The sequence below is a fragment of the Cyanobium sp. PCC 7001 genome (assembly GCF_000155635.1).
Classification (GTDB): domain Bacteria; phylum Cyanobacteriota; class Cyanobacteriia; order PCC-6307; family Cyanobiaceae; genus NIES-981.
Genome location: NZ_DS990556.1, coordinates 489,976 through 504,650, shown reverse-complemented (window position 1 = coordinate 504,650; position 14,675 = coordinate 489,976). Strand labels below are relative to the sequence as shown.

Sequence of the window (14,675 nt, the reverse complement as noted above, 5' to 3'; positions counted from 1 at the left end):
ATGCGACCGCCCATTCCTCTGCGCAGGCTGCGCCCCGGGGCGGTGCCGTCAGCGGGTGTGCTGGCCGGGCTGACCGGGCTGGCCGCGCTGGCCCCCTTGCTGCTGCACCCGGCGGCCCGGGCTGAAACCGCGGGGAAGCGCATCCTGGCCGAGGTCACCCTGTCGAAGGCGATCAGCGCGGCCTTCGCGGTGCTGGTGGCCTACGGCGCCATCTTCCTGATCGAGCGGCTCACCGTTTGGCTGTCGGAGCAGGTGGCCCGCCGCTACCGGCTGCTGATCAAGCAGTCGGTGCCCTTCCTGAAGGGGCTGGTGCTGATCGCCACGGTGTCCTACCTGCTCGACCAGTTCCTCAACCTCACCCAGAACAATCTGCTGGCCCTCACCGGCACCCTGGCGGTGGCCCTGGGCTTCGCCTTCAAGGACTACGTGAGCTCGATCATCGCCGGGGTGGTGTCGCTGTTCGAGGCCTCCTACCGGGTGGGCGACCGGGTGCGCATCGGCCAGCACTACGGCGAGGTGGTGGGCTACGGCCTGCGCAGCCTGCAGCTGGTGACCCCGGACGACAACACGATCACGGTTCCCCACAACCTGGTGTGGACCGACCCGATCTCCAATGCGAACAGCGGCAAGCTCGAAGCCCAGGTGTCCACGGATGTGTACTTCGACCACCGGGTGGACGTGGACCTGGTGGTGTCCATCCTCTACCAGGCGGCCTACAGCAGCCAGTACACCCAGCTGCGGCTGCCTGTGCTGGTGGTGATGGAGGAACACCCCTGGGGAACGCAGTTCAAGCTGCGCTCCTATCCGATGGATGCCCGCGACGAATTCACCTACCGCACCGATCTGCTGATGCGGGCGAAGCGGGCTTTCGCCCACCACGGCCTCAGCTACCCCAACACGGCGCTGTCGCTGCTCGATCAGGAGCAGGAAAACAGGATCACACGAGGCAAGCGCTGAACCGGCTACGCCGAGAGGCCATGGCGCAGGCGCCGCTCCAGCTGGGTGAGGCGATGGCGGTTCTCCGCCGTGGGCTCCCGGCTGTAGCGATGGCGGAAGTCCTGCAGCATGGCCGCCATGCTGGCGGGCAGCAGGGGATGGTCATCCTCCGTGTCCAGCCCGAGCCTCAGGCTCGAGGCTGCCACGGTTTCGAGCAGGATCGGCTCATCGCCGGAAGGACCGTAGATCAGCACCTCGGCGCCGGGCGGGGCCAGGAAGGTGAGCAGTTCGAACGGAAAGATCACTCGTTCCAGCACCACCCCCTCCTCCACGCTGCAGCAGAGGATCACCAGGTGGGAGCGCTCGTTCCGGTAGCCGCAGTTGAGCATGGCCAGGATCCTCAGCTGGACATCCACTCTTGGGGAGGGAACCCAGGAAGAACAGTCGCACCCGCCACCGAACCGGGAGGATTAGGTAGGTACACCCAGCGGCAGGATCGAAAGACGCCCTGAGCCGGCCTAGATCCCCTCCCAGATCACCTGAATCCAGCGATCGGCCGCAAACAGGCCCTGGCCCCAGCGCTCCTCCAGATCGGCCAGGGGAGCGGCCGCCACCACGGCCTCCACAGCGAGACCCTGCTGCTTCAGCGCCGTGAGCCGTTGCTGCGCCGTGGCCAGCATGGTGCGGTAGGCCTGCAGATCGGCCTTGCTGCCCACAGGACCATGGCCCGGGATGATGCGGGTGTCATCGTCCGCCAGCTCCAGCACCTGATCCACTCCGGCGATCGCACCGGCCAGGGTGCCGCCGTTGAGGGTGTCGATGAAGGGGTACATGCCGTTGAACCAAACGTCACCGGCGTGGATCACGTTGGCCTGGCGGAACTGCACCACCACGTCGCCGTCGGTGTGGGCGGCAGGAAGGTGGCGCAGCTCGATCGTCTGGCCGTCCAGCAGCAGTTGGAGCGTGGTGTCGAAGCTGATCACGGGCAGCGCCTCGGGCGGTGCCGGCGGCGTCACCATGGAGAAGGCCGGGATGGTGGAGCCCTCCGCCAGCCGGCGCCGCACAGTGGTGTGGGCCACGATCCGGGCTCCGGTTCGGGCAAAGCCGGCGTTGCCGTCCGTGTGGTCGAAGTGGAAGTGGGTGTTGATCAGCCAGGCCGGATCGCCGCCCCCCAGGGCCTTCACCGCTCCACGCACGGGTGTGGCCAGGCGGGCGAACTTGCTGTCCACCAGCAGGGTGCCATCCGGACCGGTGAGCACCCCGATGTTGCCCCCCTCGCCGCCGATCACCGACACTCCCCCCTGCACGGGTGAGGCCAGGAGCGGGGTGGGGGCTTCCGGGGGCGGCGCTGTCCTGCCCGGCAGCTGGCCGAACAGGCTCACCGCCACGGCCACCGCCAACGCCAGCACCAGACGGGGAACCACGGTCGGAAGCTCGAGATGCGGCCGTTGGACGTGCAGACGGCCGGTGGGGCCACCGGAGAATCGGTGCAGCATGGAGCGCTGGGCAGGCTCGCCCATTCTCACCACTGGCCGGCACCGAAACGCCCAGCCCCAGAACGCCCAGCCCCAGGGGGTTGGTGCAGATCTGGCACCGGCGTTGCGGCACTCATGCGGCAGCAAGGCCGGTGAGCGCGTGCCACTGCTGCTGCAGGGCGGCCGGCAACCGCCGGGGCCGGTAATCGCGCCCATCACTGGGGCCGTGGCGAACCACGGCATTCACCAGCAGTGCCGGAGTGCGGCCACGGTTGATGGCGCCGTGGGGCACCCCCGGCGGGATCCGCACCCAGGCAGCCTCGTCCTCCCGCAGCGGGATCGAGCGCAGGCGACCGTCCTGCACCACCACGAGGTCGATGCTGCCGCGCAGCACCCTCAACTGATCGGTCTGGCGGCGGTGGCAGAAGAGTTCGCCGCAGGTCTGGGGGCTGATCTCGGCGATCAGGGTTTCGTCACAGGGCTGGGGATCGGAGAAGTAGGCGTGGCCGGAGTGACTGCCGGCGATCGGCAGGATCTCCACCTGGCGGGAGAGGCGCATGGGTCTGGGGTGCGTTGGAAACCTAGTGCTTGAAGTTTCACAACCATCCGCCCAGTTCAGGCGTAGTCCCTGGTACTGGATCGCCCAAGCAGGGGTCCACGGTCACGGTTCCCGCACGCGCCGGCCAGCCCCGGGTGAACGAGGGCTGGCGCGGCGATGTGCGTCAGCCCAGGTCCGCGTGCAGCAGATCCATCACGGAATGCACCGGGATGGTCACCGCATCCCCGAGTTCAAGCGTGGCGGCCAGGTTGCTGAGGATGTTGCGCTCGTCATCCTCGAGTGGACCGTCCGAGCGCATGATCTCGGCCGCCACCGCATAGGCCGTGGCCCGCTGGTTGGGGTTGAGCGCCTCGGCGGCCATCACCATCAGGTGCTGGGGCCCCTGGCGCCGCAGGATCGCCATCAGCCCGTCCAGCAGGGCCACGGTCTGGTCGGGGGCGTAATCGCGGTAGGGATGGCGGTAGTCGAGCGAATGGCGCAGGGCCCGTGACCCCGCCATGGTCAGCACGCCGTCCCAGGACACGGCGGAGAGGGCCACCGCCACGAAGGCGCTGGCCGGATCGAGGGGCTCATCGGTGCCCAGCCTTGCTGGCGAGGAGAGGGTGGTGGTCATGGGCGCAGGTCCGTAGGGGGAAGGCCACAGGGGGCCGTGGATGGTTCCACCCAACGTCCGTGGCTTCCACCCTGGCGGTAGCGAGAGCGACCGATAGCGCGAAATAGCGAGGAATACTCACCCGAGCTCTCGCCCGGTTGGCGCCGGAGGGTCAGTCCAGCCAGGAGTGCTGAATCGCCTTGATCCGGCCCGAGCGGCTCAGGCGCAGGAGGCTCACGTCCAGGGGCCGCTCCAGGGGGCTGCCGGTGGGGAACACGAAGCCGTAGGTCTCCTGCGCCAGGCTGAAGCGGGCCACCCGCATCGGCAGATCCGGATTGGTGCGCAGGTGGTAGCGCAGGGCCGGTGCGTCGTAGATCACCGCATCCACCTCCCCCACCGCCAGCTGGTTCACCGCCGCCTCCAGACTGGGCTGGGCACTGAGGCGGGCGCCGCTGCGGCGGCCCCACTTCTCGCTGGTGGTTCCCCTCACCACCGCCACCGGGCGCTGGCGCAGATCCTCCACGTCGCGGATGCCGCCGGCCGGCACCTGGGCCAGGGACACGGTGAAGGCCGAAGCCAGGCCGGCCGTGATCGACGAGACGGCCAGCAAGGTGATGATCATCCACACCCCCGTGATCACACGGCCGCTGCGGGTAACCGGCGAGCGGTCCCCGTAGCCCACGGTGGTGAGGGTCACGATGGCGAACCACATGCCGTTGCCCACACCGTGCAGGTAGGCGCGTGGAAACTGCTCCGGGTTGCGCCGCCGCTCCGCCAGCCAGATCAGGTTGCCCACCACGAACAGGGCCAGCAGCAGCACCCCCACCGAGGAGAGGGCCGCCATGCCGAAGAAGGGGCGGATGCGGCTCCAGAGGCCAGCGTCGCGCAGGGGCAGGAGCACCCCGATCCGGCCGACGAAGTAGGGCTGGGTGAACTCGATGTCCGCCTGGGCGAGCCGTTCGGGCGTGATGCTGATCGGGCCGATCGCCAGATCAAGGTCGCCGCGGGCCACGGCGTCCAGGTTGGCCTGGGTGTTGTCCTGAGGGATCAGCTCGAAGGCAAGCTCCTGCTCGCTGGCCACCTCACGCCACACGTCGGCGCTGATGCCGCCGATGCCACCCGGCTGCTCGACCAGGAAGGGCTCGCTGCCGCTGATGCCCACCCGCAGCCTGGCGGCTGCTGCCATGGGCAGGAGCAGCGCCGCCAGGGCCACAGGGACCGTGCAGCGGGCCAGACAGCGAACGCTCGGCATCAGGGCTTCGGCGACTTCCAGGGGTGACCCTAGGGGTCGCGCCCACGTCACGAGACCAGGGCTCAGCGGCGCCCGGAGCGCATCAGCGACACCACCAGCCACACCCCGAGCACATTGGCGGCCACGAAGAGGCCCTGGCTCACCTGGCGCAGCAGCTGCAGCTCCGACTGGGTGGCCATGACCGTGGCGCTCAGCAGCAGGGAGGCCACCAGGATCGCCAGGGCGATACGGCGCGAGAGCACATCCAGGTTGCCCAGCAACTTCTCCAGGCCCTGGAGCTGGAAGGCGAACACCAGCTCGTCGCCGCTGAAGCGCTGCAGCAGACCACTCAGCTGGCGGGGCGACTCCAGCAGCAGGGTGCGCAGGTCGAGACCGAGCTGCATCACGCGCTGCTGAGGCAGCAGCAGGGCCCTGGCCATCAGCCGGCTTACCAACGGTTTCATCGCCTCGGTGAAGCTGAACCCGGGATTGAGTTCCCGGCCCACCCCCTCGAGGTTGGTGATGGCCTTCACGAACAGGCCCATGTTGCCGGGTACCTGCAGTCCGGCGCGGTTGGCGATCTGGAGCAGGTCGGCCAGGAAGCGGGCGAAGTTGAGCTGGTTGAGCGGCTTGGCGAAATTGGCGCGGATCAGCTGATCGAGCTGCCGCCGCAGACGCCGCCGGTCGGCCGTGGCCCGCAGCGGCGGCGCCAGCTGCACCAGCAGGTCGGTGGCCCTGGCGGGGTCCTCGTTGATCAGCGCCAGCACCAGATCCAGCACCAGGGTGCGGGTCCGGGGGTCGAAACTGCCCACCATGCCCAGATCGAGCAGGGTGATCGTGCCGTCGGCGGCCACCATCAGGTTGCCGGGATGGGGATCCGCATCGAAGAACCCCTCCACGAAGAACTGCTCCACGAAGGCGCCGAGCAGGTTGTTGGTGGCCCCCTCGAGTCCTTCCGGGCAGGCCTCGAGGGCACCGCGGCCGGCGGGGCTGAGGATCGGGTCGCCGTCCAGCCACTCCAGCACCAGCACCGCCGGCCCGGAGAGCTCGTTGTAGACGGCGGGAACCCGCAGACCTCCGTCCCCCACGAAGCTGGAGCGGCGCAGCACCTCCGCCAGCCGTTCGGTATGGCTGGCCTCGCTGCGGAAATCGATCTCACCTTCCAGCGCACCGATCAGCTGATCGGCCAGACCGGACAGGTCGTAGCTGGCCCCGAGGGGGGTCTGGGCCGCGAGGGCGGCGATCTGGCGCAGCAGCTGGCCGTCCTCCTCCACCTGCCGCTCGATGCCGGGCCGCAGCACCTTCACGGCCACGGCGGTGCCGTCGAGGAGGGAGGCCCGGTAGACCTGGCCGATGCTGCCGGCCGCCACCGGTGTGGTGTCGAATCCGGCGAACGCCTGCTCCAGCGGGCAGCCCAGCTGGGCCAGCAGCACCGACTCCACCGCCGACCAGGGGGCCGGGGCCACGCCGCTCTGCAGCCGGGCCAGTGCACTGATGTAGGGCTGGGGGAGCAGATCGGGCCGGGTGCTGAGCAGCTGGCCCACCTTCACGAACACCGGGCCGAGCTCGGTGAGCACCCGGCAGAGCACCTCCGGCGCCGGCAGGCTGGGCTGGGCCTCGCCGGCCTGGCCGAGCTGGGCGCTGAGCAGGCCCAGCAGATAGTCCCACTGGTGCTGGGACACCACCCGCACGATCTCGAGGGCGCGGGAGGATCCACTGAGCATGGAAGGAGTGGGCCAGGTGGGGCCCCAATGTTGACCTGGGGCGGCGCAGCCGGGAAAGCAGGGCCAGGCTGGGGCCTGGTGCAGGCGCGATGGTGAGCAGGGCCAACCCAGCGGCGGCGGCGGGCCAGGGGCTGATCCGGCCCCTCGGCCGCAAGGACATCCCCCAGGTGGTGGCATGGGCACGGGCGGAGGGCTTCTGCCCGGGAGAAGGCGATGTGGCGATCTACCGCCACACCGACCGCCAGGGCGTATGGGTGAAGGAGCTCAACCAGCGGCTGATCGGCTGCATCGCCGGCGTGCGCTACAACGCCGAGTACGGCTTCATGGGGATGTTCCTGGTGGACCCGGACCACCGGGGGCGAGGCCATGGCCTGTCCTTGTGGCGCAGGGCCATGGAGCACCTCGGCGATCTGCCCTGCGTGGGGCTGGAGGCCGCCCTCGAGCGGGTGGAGGACTACCGCCGCTGGGGCTTCGAGCCAGCCTCCCCGACCCACCGCTGGCAGCTGGTCGCCAGCGGAGAGGAGCCCGCCGGAGCGGGCCGGGCGGGCCTGGAGCTCGTGCGGGGGGATCAACTGCCGCAGCGGGCAGTGCAGGCCTACGACGCCCAGCGCGAACCCAGCCCGCGTCCCCACTTCCTGGCGGACTGGCTGGGCCATCCGGCCGGCACGGTGCTGGCCCTGATGGACCGCGACGGTCAGTGCCATGGCTTCGGGCGGATCCGGCCCTGCCTGCTGCGCCAGGGGAGTGGCTGGAGGATCGGACCCCTTCTGGCCGATGACCCCGGGCTGGCGGAGGCGCTGCTGCTGGGGATGCTGGCCCGCCATCCGGGCGTGGTGCTGATCGATGTGCCGGGTGCCAACCCCGAGGGGGACCGGCTGATGGAACGCCTGGGGTTCCGCCACACCGCCACGATGGTGCGGATGTACCGCGGCCGGCCACCGGCGGTGGGACTGGCGGACGTGTTCGGCCTGGCCTGCCTGGAGCTGGGCTGAGGCCCGCCTCGCGGGGGGTGGAGCCGTGCTGGCCCGCTCACACCCGTGGCCGATCGCGCCGATCAGCACTAACCCAGGACAAGTGCAGCGATCGCGAGCGGCATGCGTTCCCCCTTCCGGCAGGCGCCGCCACTGCGGGCCCTGCGCCGCAGCCGCACCTGGGCCAGCTCACGGCTCGAGAACTGGCGCGGCGACCTCACCGGCGGCATCACCACGGCCGTGGTGGCCCTGCCCCTGGCCCTGGCCTTCGGGGTGGCGTCGGGAGCCGGGGCGATCGCCGGACTGTGGGGGGCGATCGTGCTGGGGCTGATCGCGGCGCCCCTGGGAGGTACCCCCTCCCAGGTGTCGGGACCCACGGGACCGATGACCGTGATCATGGCCGGCATCATCAGCCTGCTCGGCGCCCGTTACGGCAGTGAGTCGGGCCTGGCGATGGCCTTCACCGTGGCGTTGCTGGCCGGCGGGTTCCAGGTGGTGTTCGGGCTGCTGCGGCTGGGCCAGTACATCACCCTCATGCCCTACTCCGTCATTTCCGGGTTCATGTCCGGCATCGGGGTCATCATCGTGGTGCTGCAGCTGCCGGCCCTGCTGGGGTTGAGTCTGCGCGGCTCCGTGCCCGCCATCCTGGGGGCGCTGCCCGGCGCCCTGGGCGGCATGAGCGGCTGGGCGCTGCTGTTCGGGCTGGCCACCTTCGCCCTGGTGCGTCTCTATCCGCGGCGATGGAATGCCTGGTTGCCCGGCCCCCTGGCGGCACTGGTGCTGCTGACGCTGCTGAGCCAGCTTCTTCCCGCCGAGGCCCTGCCCCGGCTCGGCACCATCCCCCAGGGTCTGCCGCAGCTGCGGTGGCCCCAGCTGGACCTCAACGACCTGCGTCTGCTCGGCGGCTTTGCCCTAACCCTGGGGGTGCTCGGCTCGATCGATTCCCTGCTCACCTCCCTGGTGGCGGACAACATCACCCGCAGCCAGCACGATTCCGACCGCGAGCTGATCGGCCAGGGGATCGGCAACATGGCCGCGGCGCTTCTGGGTGGGCTGCCGGGAGCCGGGGCGACGATGCGCACGGTGACCAACGTGCAGGCCGGGGGGCGCACCCCGCTCTCCGGCATGGTGCACAGCCTGGTGCTGCTGGTGCTGACCGTGGGGGCCGGCGGCCTGGCCCGGCCGATTCCCCTGGCCGTGCTCGCCGGGATCCTGCTGCACGTGGGCATCGAGATCATCGACTGGGCCTTTCTCGCCCGGGCCCCCGCCCTCTCCTGGCGGACCACCGGCCTGATGTGGCTGGTGCTCCTGCTCACGGTGTTCTGGGATCTGGTGACGGCGGTGGTGATCGGCGTGTTTCTGGCGAACGTGCTCACCATCAAGGGGCAGGCGGAAGCACTGGCGCGGAGCAGCCAGCAGGTGCGCGGCGGCGGGGAAGGCGCCAGCTATCTCGATGCCCGCGAGCAGGAGCTGGTGGAACGGGCCGGCTCGGATCTGCTGCTGCTGAGTTTCACGGGCCCGCTGAGTTTCGGCTCGAGCCGCTATCTCACCCAGCTGCTGAACAACAGCTCCGCCTACGGCACTCTGGTGCTGGATCTAAGCACCGTGACCCATCTGGGGGTCACGGCGTCGCTGGCGATCGAGGCGCTGTGCCGTGACGCCGTGCAGCAGGAGCGCCGGATCCTGATCGCCGCCACCGATCCCCAGCAGGTGGAGCGCTTGCGCCGGCTGGGGCTGGGCCGCAACCGGGCGGTGCAGCTGGTGGGCAGCCGTCGTGAGGCCCTCGAGCGGGCGAGCGGTGAACAGGAGGTGATCCCGCCGACCGAACTCTCCAGCCCTGCACCCGCCCCACAGGAGCCGCCTGAGGGGATCGCAGGCGGCAGCCGCCCATCCGCAACGGCGGCTCAGCGGTAGAACCTTCAGGTTCTGTGTTGATCCCCATGGCGCGCCCACCCGAGGTCGCCGCCCCGCGGCGCCGGCGATGGCTGTTCCCCCTGGCGGCTGTGCTGGGGGGGCTGCTGACCCTGCCGCTGCTGATCGGCCGGCCGGTTCCCCTGCCGATCGGGGCGGCCCAGGCCAGGGTGCTGCCCGATCCAGCCCTGGATCCTGGCCGCCGGGCCGGTCCCATCCAGGTGGCGGTGCTGGCCGGCGGCTGCTTCTGGGGCATGGAGGCGATCTTCGAGGAGATCCGGGGCGTGCGGCAGGTGGAAACGGGCTACGCCGGCGGCTCGGCCGGCACCGCCACCTACAGCCAGGTGAGCCGCGGTGGAACCGGCCATGCCGAGGGCATCCGCATCACCTACGACCCCGGCCAGGTGAGCTACGGCGAACTGCTCAAGGTGTTCTTCGCCGTGGCCCACGACCCCACCGAGGTGAACCGCCAGGGGCCCGATGTGGGCGAGCAGTACCGCTCGGCGATCTTCACCACCGATCCGGAGCTGCAGCGTGTGGCGCGCGCCTACATCCGCCAGCTGGACGCGGCCGGCGTGTTCCCCAGACCGATCGCCACCACGGTGGAGGCCAGTGACCGCTTCTTCCCCGCCGAGGCCTACCACCAGGATTTCGTGCGCCGCAATCCGGCCCACCCCTACGTGGTGGTGCACGATCTGCCCAAACTGGCCACGTTCCGGGACACCTTTCCGGAGCTGCGCCGCCAGGAGCAAGGGACTGGAAACTAGGAGTGGGGGCCTAGGAGCCGCCGGTTTCACCACCGTGTTCCTGCCCTGCAACAGCCGCACGATGCTCCGATGCGGTGGTGCGGATGGCCTCGAGCTCCGTTTCCGGCAGCTTCTCAAGCTGCTTCATCACCAACGCCATGCGGAGATTGCGGCCCAGGGAATCGCGGTGGCGATCGAGAAACTCCCAGTACAGGGCATTGAAAGGGCAGGCAGTGGGGCCCGTGCGCTGCTTGACCTCGTAGCGGCAGCCCTTGCAGTAGGTGCTCATCCGATTGATGTAATTGCCGCTGGCGGCATAGGGCTTGCTGGCCAGCAGGCCGCCGTCGGCGAACAGCCCCATGCCGAGCACGTTGGTCTGCATCACCCAGTCGTGGCCGTCGATGAACATCCGGTGGAACCAGGCAGTGAGGGCCTGGGGATCGAGACCGGCGATCAGGCCATAGTTGGCGAGCACCATCAGCCGCTGGATGTGGTGGGCGTAGCCGCTGGTGGCGAGCTCGGCGAACACGCTCTCCAGGCAGTTCAGACCGCTGCCGCCGAGGCTTTCGAACCAGGGCGGCAGCGGGCGGTGGTGCTGGAAATGGTTCCGGGCCGGGTAGTCGGAGCCGAACCAGTGGTAGAGGCCATGGGTGTATTCCCTCCAGCCGAGGATCTGGCGGATCACCCCCTCCAGGCTGGCCAGGGGGGTGCCGCGCTCCCGGCCGGCCTGCTCCAGCCGCTGGATCACCTCCAGAGGGTGCAGCAGACCGAGATTCAGATAGGGCGAGAGCAGGCCATGCCAGAGGGTGGGCTGACCGCCCACCATGGCGTCCTGATAGGGACCGAACCCATCCAGCCGGGTGCTGATGAAGTGCTCCAGCACCTCCAGCGCCTGGCCACGGGTCACGGCCCAGTTGAAGGGGCGGGCGGTGCCAGGCAGGTCGGGCAGGGCCTCCACCCGGGCGATCACCGCCTCGGTGATGCCATCGGGGCTGAAGCACAGCGGTTCGGGCCCCCGCAGGCCCTTGGGGGGGGCCTTGCGGTTGGCCCGATCGAAGTTCCACTGCCCGCCCAGGGGTTCCCCATCGCCATCCAGCAGCACGCCGAAGCGGCGGCGGCCCTCCCGGTAGAAGAGCTCCATGCGCAGCTGCCTGTAGCGGCCCGCCCAGGCGGCGAACGCCTCCGGGCTCCAGAGGAAGGCATTGGAGGCATGCCACACCAGCCGTGGGGCACGGGGTGCCGCCTCCCTACCCTGAGTCCGCCGCTCCAGGCGCCCATGCAGGGCCACCACGGCAGCGCGGAAGGGCCGGTCGGCCGGCTCCATCAGGTGCAGTTCCGTGATGCCGTGCGCGGCGATCCAGGTCTCGAGGGCCTGCTTGAAGCTGTCCGCCATGACGTGATCCACCTGCCAGCCCGCCTCACGCAGCTCGGCGGCGAAGTGGCGCATGGCGCTCCACACCAGCACCAGCTTCTGACGGTGGTAGCGGCGCTGGGCCAGCACCGACGCGCTCTCCACCAGCAGCACACGCACCTTCGCCTTGCTGGCGGCATGGGCATCCAGGGCACTCTGCCGGTGGCTGAGCTGGTCGCCCAGAATCCAGATTCCCGTGGTCATGGGGTCAGGGTCAGGACGGGTTGGTCAGGACGGAATGGTCAGGACGGCCTTGCGATCGCGGCTGGCGGGGCTTCACCCGCCAGGCGACAGGCGCGGCGGGCCAGGGCGGCGGCATAGCCACGCTCCACGGTGCCGTCCGCCGGGCTGAGCCGCCCATCGCGGCAGTCCACCACCAGCCGCTCATGGCGCCCCTGCTGGTCGTTGAGCCGCAGCCGCAGCTGCCAGTGGTGTTTGGCGCTGCGGGTGATCTCCTCGGCACAGACCGGTCCGACGCAGAGGCCGGGGGCGGCCGCCGCAGGGGGGCTCGGCAGCACTGCCTGGAGCAGGAGCACCAGCAGCAGGATGGCCAGCGGGGCCGCCCTCCGGAGCCAGGTGCCGAGCGGCCGTGTCGTCGCGATCAACCGGCCAGCTCCAGGGGGCGTTCATTCTCCCGGTCGGAGCTGCTGCCGTCCGCAGGCTCAAGCTCCTGGGCGGGGTGGAAATAGTCCCACACCTGGCGCGCCAGGGCAGGACCCACGCCGGGGGCCTCCGCAATCTGGGCGGGGCTGGCCAGCTGGATCGCATCGATCGACCGGAAGTGGGCCAGCAGATCCTTCACCCGCTTGGGACCGAGCCCGGGGATGTCGGAGAGGCGGGACCGCTTCATCCGCTCGCCCCGTTGCTGGCGGTGGAAGCTCACCGCAAAGCGGTGGGCCTCGTCCCGCAGGCGCCTGAGCAGCTGAACCCCCAGTTGCTCCGCCTCGCTCTCCAGCGGCTGGCGGGCCCCCGGTACGAACACCTCCTCCCGCTGTTTGGCCAGGGAACACACCACCAGCTCCTCATGCAGGTCGAGCTCCCGCAGGGCCTCCATCACGGCCGAGAGCTGGCCCTTGCCGCCGTCGATCATCACCACGTCGGGCCAGTCGTTGAGCCCTTCGGTGTGCAGCGCTGAACCGGCGGCGCGACGCAGCTCCCGCAGGTCGGCCCCAGCGGCCTTGGCCTGGGCCCAGCGGCGGAAGCGGCGCCGCATGATCTCAGCCATGGCCATGAAGTCGTCGGAATGGCCGGCCCGGATGGAGCTGCTCTGAATCCTGTACTTGCGGTAGTGCTGCTTGGCGGGCAGCCCGTCGACGAACACCACCTGGGAGGCCACGGCATCGCTGCCCTGAATGTGGCTGATGTCGTAGCCCTCGATCCGCCGGGGCGGCACCGGCAGCTCCAGCAGCTGGGCCAGATCCTCGGTGGCGAGCAGATTCTGTTCACTGGCCCGCTGGGCCCGCTGCAGCTCGTAGCTGGCGTTGCGCACCACCAGCTCGATCATCTCGGCCTTCTGCTGCCGCTGGGGCACCGCCAGCCTCACCTTGCGGCCGCGCCGCTCGCTCAGCCAGGCCTCGATCAGATCCTGCTGGGGCAGGGGGTGCTGCAACAGGAGCTCGGGGGGGATCTCCACCGGCTCCACCTGGCTGTAGTGCTCCTCCACAACGCGCTGCAGGATCGGCCCCAGATCCTGCTGGTCCGGCGCCGTAGCCGGCACCTCCGCCATGTAGCCCAACCGGCCGACCAGCTTGCCTGCCCGCATCTGAAACAGCTGCACCGACGCCAGCCGCTCATCGGAAGCCAGGGCGATGACGTCGCGGCTCACGGAGCTGTCGCCGGTGCTCATCTTCTGGTCGGCGGTGAGGGTGCCGATGCCCTGGAGCTGGTCGCGCACCCGGGCCGCGCTCTCGAAATCGAGACGTTCGGCGTAGCGATCCATCTGGGCTCGCAGCAGCTCCAGCAGCTCCTCGTTGCGCCCCTGGAACACCATCGCCACCTGGCGCAGGGTGCGGTGGTAGTCCTCCGAGCTGATCTTCTGCTGGCACACCCCGGGGCAGCGACCGATGTCGTAGTTGAGGCAGGTGCGGTCGCGGTACAGCGGCTGCGGCCGCTGGCGCAGCGGGAACACCCGCTTCACCACCGCCAGGGTGCGGCGCAGCAGGCCCACGTCCACGTAGGGCCCGTAGAAGCGATCGAGCGGCGAGCGGAAGCGGCGCTGGCGGGTGATGAAGATGCGGGGGTAGGCCTCGCTCCAGGTGATGCAGAGATAGGGATATTTCTTGTCGTCCTTGAGCAGCACATTGAAGTGCGGCTGGTGGTGCTTGATCAGGTTCGATTCGAGCGCCAGCGCCTCCGCCTCGCTGTCGGTGACGATGAACTCCAGGTCGCACACCTGGCGCACCATCAGCGCGATGCGGGGGCTGTGGCCGTGGCCCCGGCCGCTCTGGAAGTAGCTGCGCACCCGGTTGCGCAGCACCTTCGCCTTGCCGATGTAGAGGATGCGGTCGGCGGCATCGCGCATCAGGTAGCAGCCGGGCTCAGTGGGCAGCTCGCGGAGCCGTTCACGCAGCCGCTCGGGTTGCTGCAGCAGGGGAAGGGCCGTCAAGGCAGCACGCTCAGCCGCCGTACTGCCAGCCGGTGCTGCTCAGCTCGAGCGCGGCCCCGTCCTTGTGCAGGGTGGCGGCCTTCACTTCCCCCACGAACACGGTGTGGTCGCCATGGGCCACCTGACCCACCAGCTCGCACTCCACGGCTCCGAGGGCGTTCTCCAGCACCGGCAGGCCAAGCTGGCCCAGCTGGAAGGGTGCGGCGTCGAAGCGGCCACCCACGCCCTTCTGGGGCTTGAAGAACACCGCGGCCAGATCCTTCTGATCGGCGCCCAGCACGTTGAGGGAGAACCGTCCGGTGCGCTGGATCATGCCGTTGCTGGTGCTGTCGGCCCGCACAGCCATCACCACCAGGGGCGGCTCGAAGGAGCCCTGGGTCACCCAGCTGGCGGTGAAGCCGTTCACCTCCTCACCCTCGGCGACCCCGCAGATGAACACACCATGGGGAATCTTGCGCAGCAGGGTCTTCTTGGCGTCGGCATTGAGGGTGGTGGTGGCCATGGCGGGCAAGGG

The 14,675-nt window shown here is 69.8% G+C and carries 14 protein-coding genes; 4 read left to right on the top strand and 10 right to left on the bottom strand.

Going from position 1 to position 14,675, the window contains the following annotated elements:
* The gene (locus CPCC7001_RS02450; RefSeq protein WP_006909814.1) at positions 1–957 is read left to right on the top strand and encodes a mechanosensitive ion channel family protein; all 957 of its coding nucleotides are present in this window, start codon (positions 1–3) and stop codon (positions 955–957) included.
* Between the two features lie 5 nt (positions 958–962).
* On the opposite strand, the gene CPCC7001_RS13925 is transcribed toward CPCC7001_RS02450, so the two are convergent.
* The 6 genes from CPCC7001_RS13925 to CPCC7001_RS02420 form a co-directional block, all read right to left on the bottom strand.
* Complete coding sequence (locus CPCC7001_RS13925; protein ID WP_006911159.1) at positions 963–1,352, bottom strand: DUF1830 domain-containing protein; 390 nt, start codon at positions 1,350–1,352, stop codon at positions 963–965.
* 102 nt (positions 1,353–1,454) lie between these two features.
* A complete protein-coding gene (locus CPCC7001_RS02440) occupies positions 1,455–2,360 on the bottom strand; it encodes an MBL fold metallo-hydrolase (protein ID WP_006909390.1) in 906 nt (301 codons plus the stop codon).
* A 184-nt stretch (positions 2,361–2,544) separates the two neighbouring features.
* On the bottom strand, positions 2,545–2,970 hold the full coding sequence (locus CPCC7001_RS02435) for a cupin domain-containing protein (protein WP_006910979.1): 426 nt from the start codon (positions 2,968–2,970) through the stop codon (positions 2,545–2,547).
* 163 nt (positions 2,971–3,133) lie between these two features.
* Entirely contained in the window at positions 3,134–3,583 is a 450-nt protein-coding gene (locus CPCC7001_RS02430) for a tellurite resistance TerB family protein (RefSeq protein WP_006909096.1), read from the bottom strand.
* 151 nt (positions 3,584–3,734) lie between these two features.
* Positions 3,735–4,814 (bottom strand): transporter substrate-binding domain-containing protein, encoded by a 1,080-nt coding sequence (locus tag CPCC7001_RS02425; protein WP_050757040.1) that lies wholly within the window; start codon positions 4,812–4,814, stop codon positions 3,735–3,737.
* A gap of 62 nt (positions 4,815–4,876) precedes the next feature.
* Entirely contained in the window at positions 4,877–6,517 is a 1,641-nt protein-coding gene (locus tag CPCC7001_RS02420; RefSeq protein ID WP_006911221.1) for an AarF/ABC1/UbiB kinase family protein, read from the bottom strand.
* Positions 6,518–6,606: 89 nt separating this feature from the next.
* On the opposite strand from CPCC7001_RS02420, the gene CPCC7001_RS02415 reads away from it, so the two are divergent.
* The 3 genes from CPCC7001_RS02415 (at position 6,607) to msrA (ending at position 10,166) form a co-directional block, all read left to right on the top strand.
* Complete coding sequence (locus CPCC7001_RS02415; RefSeq protein ID WP_006910662.1) at positions 6,607–7,509, top strand: GNAT family N-acetyltransferase; 903 nt, start codon at positions 6,607–6,609, stop codon at positions 7,507–7,509.
* Positions 7,510–7,611: 102 nt separating this feature from the next.
* Positions 7,612–9,402, top strand: a complete 1,791-nt coding sequence (locus CPCC7001_RS02410; protein WP_006909634.1) for a SulP family inorganic anion transporter — start codon at positions 7,612–7,614, stop codon at positions 9,400–9,402.
* 89 nt (positions 9,403–9,491) lie between these two features.
* On the top strand, positions 9,492–10,166 hold the full coding sequence (msrA, locus tag CPCC7001_RS02405; RefSeq protein WP_006910384.1) for a peptide-methionine (S)-S-oxide reductase MsrA: 675 nt from the start codon (positions 9,492–9,494) through the stop codon (positions 10,164–10,166).
* Positions 10,167–10,176: 10 nt separating this feature from the next.
* Here the strand turns inward: msrA and CPCC7001_RS02400 are convergent, their stop codons facing one another.
* The 4 genes from CPCC7001_RS02400 to CPCC7001_RS02385 are packed head-to-tail and all read right to left on the bottom strand — an operon-like array spanning position 10,177 to position 14,663.
* Complete coding sequence (locus CPCC7001_RS02400; protein WP_006911515.1) at positions 10,177–11,760, bottom strand: cryptochrome/photolyase family protein; 1,584 nt, start codon at positions 11,758–11,760, stop codon at positions 10,177–10,179.
* Positions 11,761–11,798: 38 nt separating this feature from the next.
* Complete coding sequence (locus tag CPCC7001_RS02395; RefSeq protein WP_050757169.1) at positions 11,799–12,110, bottom strand: hypothetical protein; 312 nt, start codon at positions 12,108–12,110, stop codon at positions 11,799–11,801.
* Positions 12,111–12,157: 47 nt separating this feature from the next.
* Entirely contained in the window at positions 12,158–14,161 is a 2,004-nt protein-coding gene (uvrC, locus tag CPCC7001_RS02390) for an excinuclease ABC subunit UvrC (protein WP_006909753.1), read from the bottom strand.
* Positions 14,162–14,171: 10 nt separating this feature from the next.
* Positions 14,172–14,663: a flavin reductase family protein gene (locus CPCC7001_RS02385; protein WP_006911074.1), complete on the bottom strand. Its 492-nt coding sequence runs from the start codon at positions 14,661–14,663 to the stop codon at positions 14,172–14,174.
* Positions 14,664–14,675: the final 12 nt, after the last annotated feature.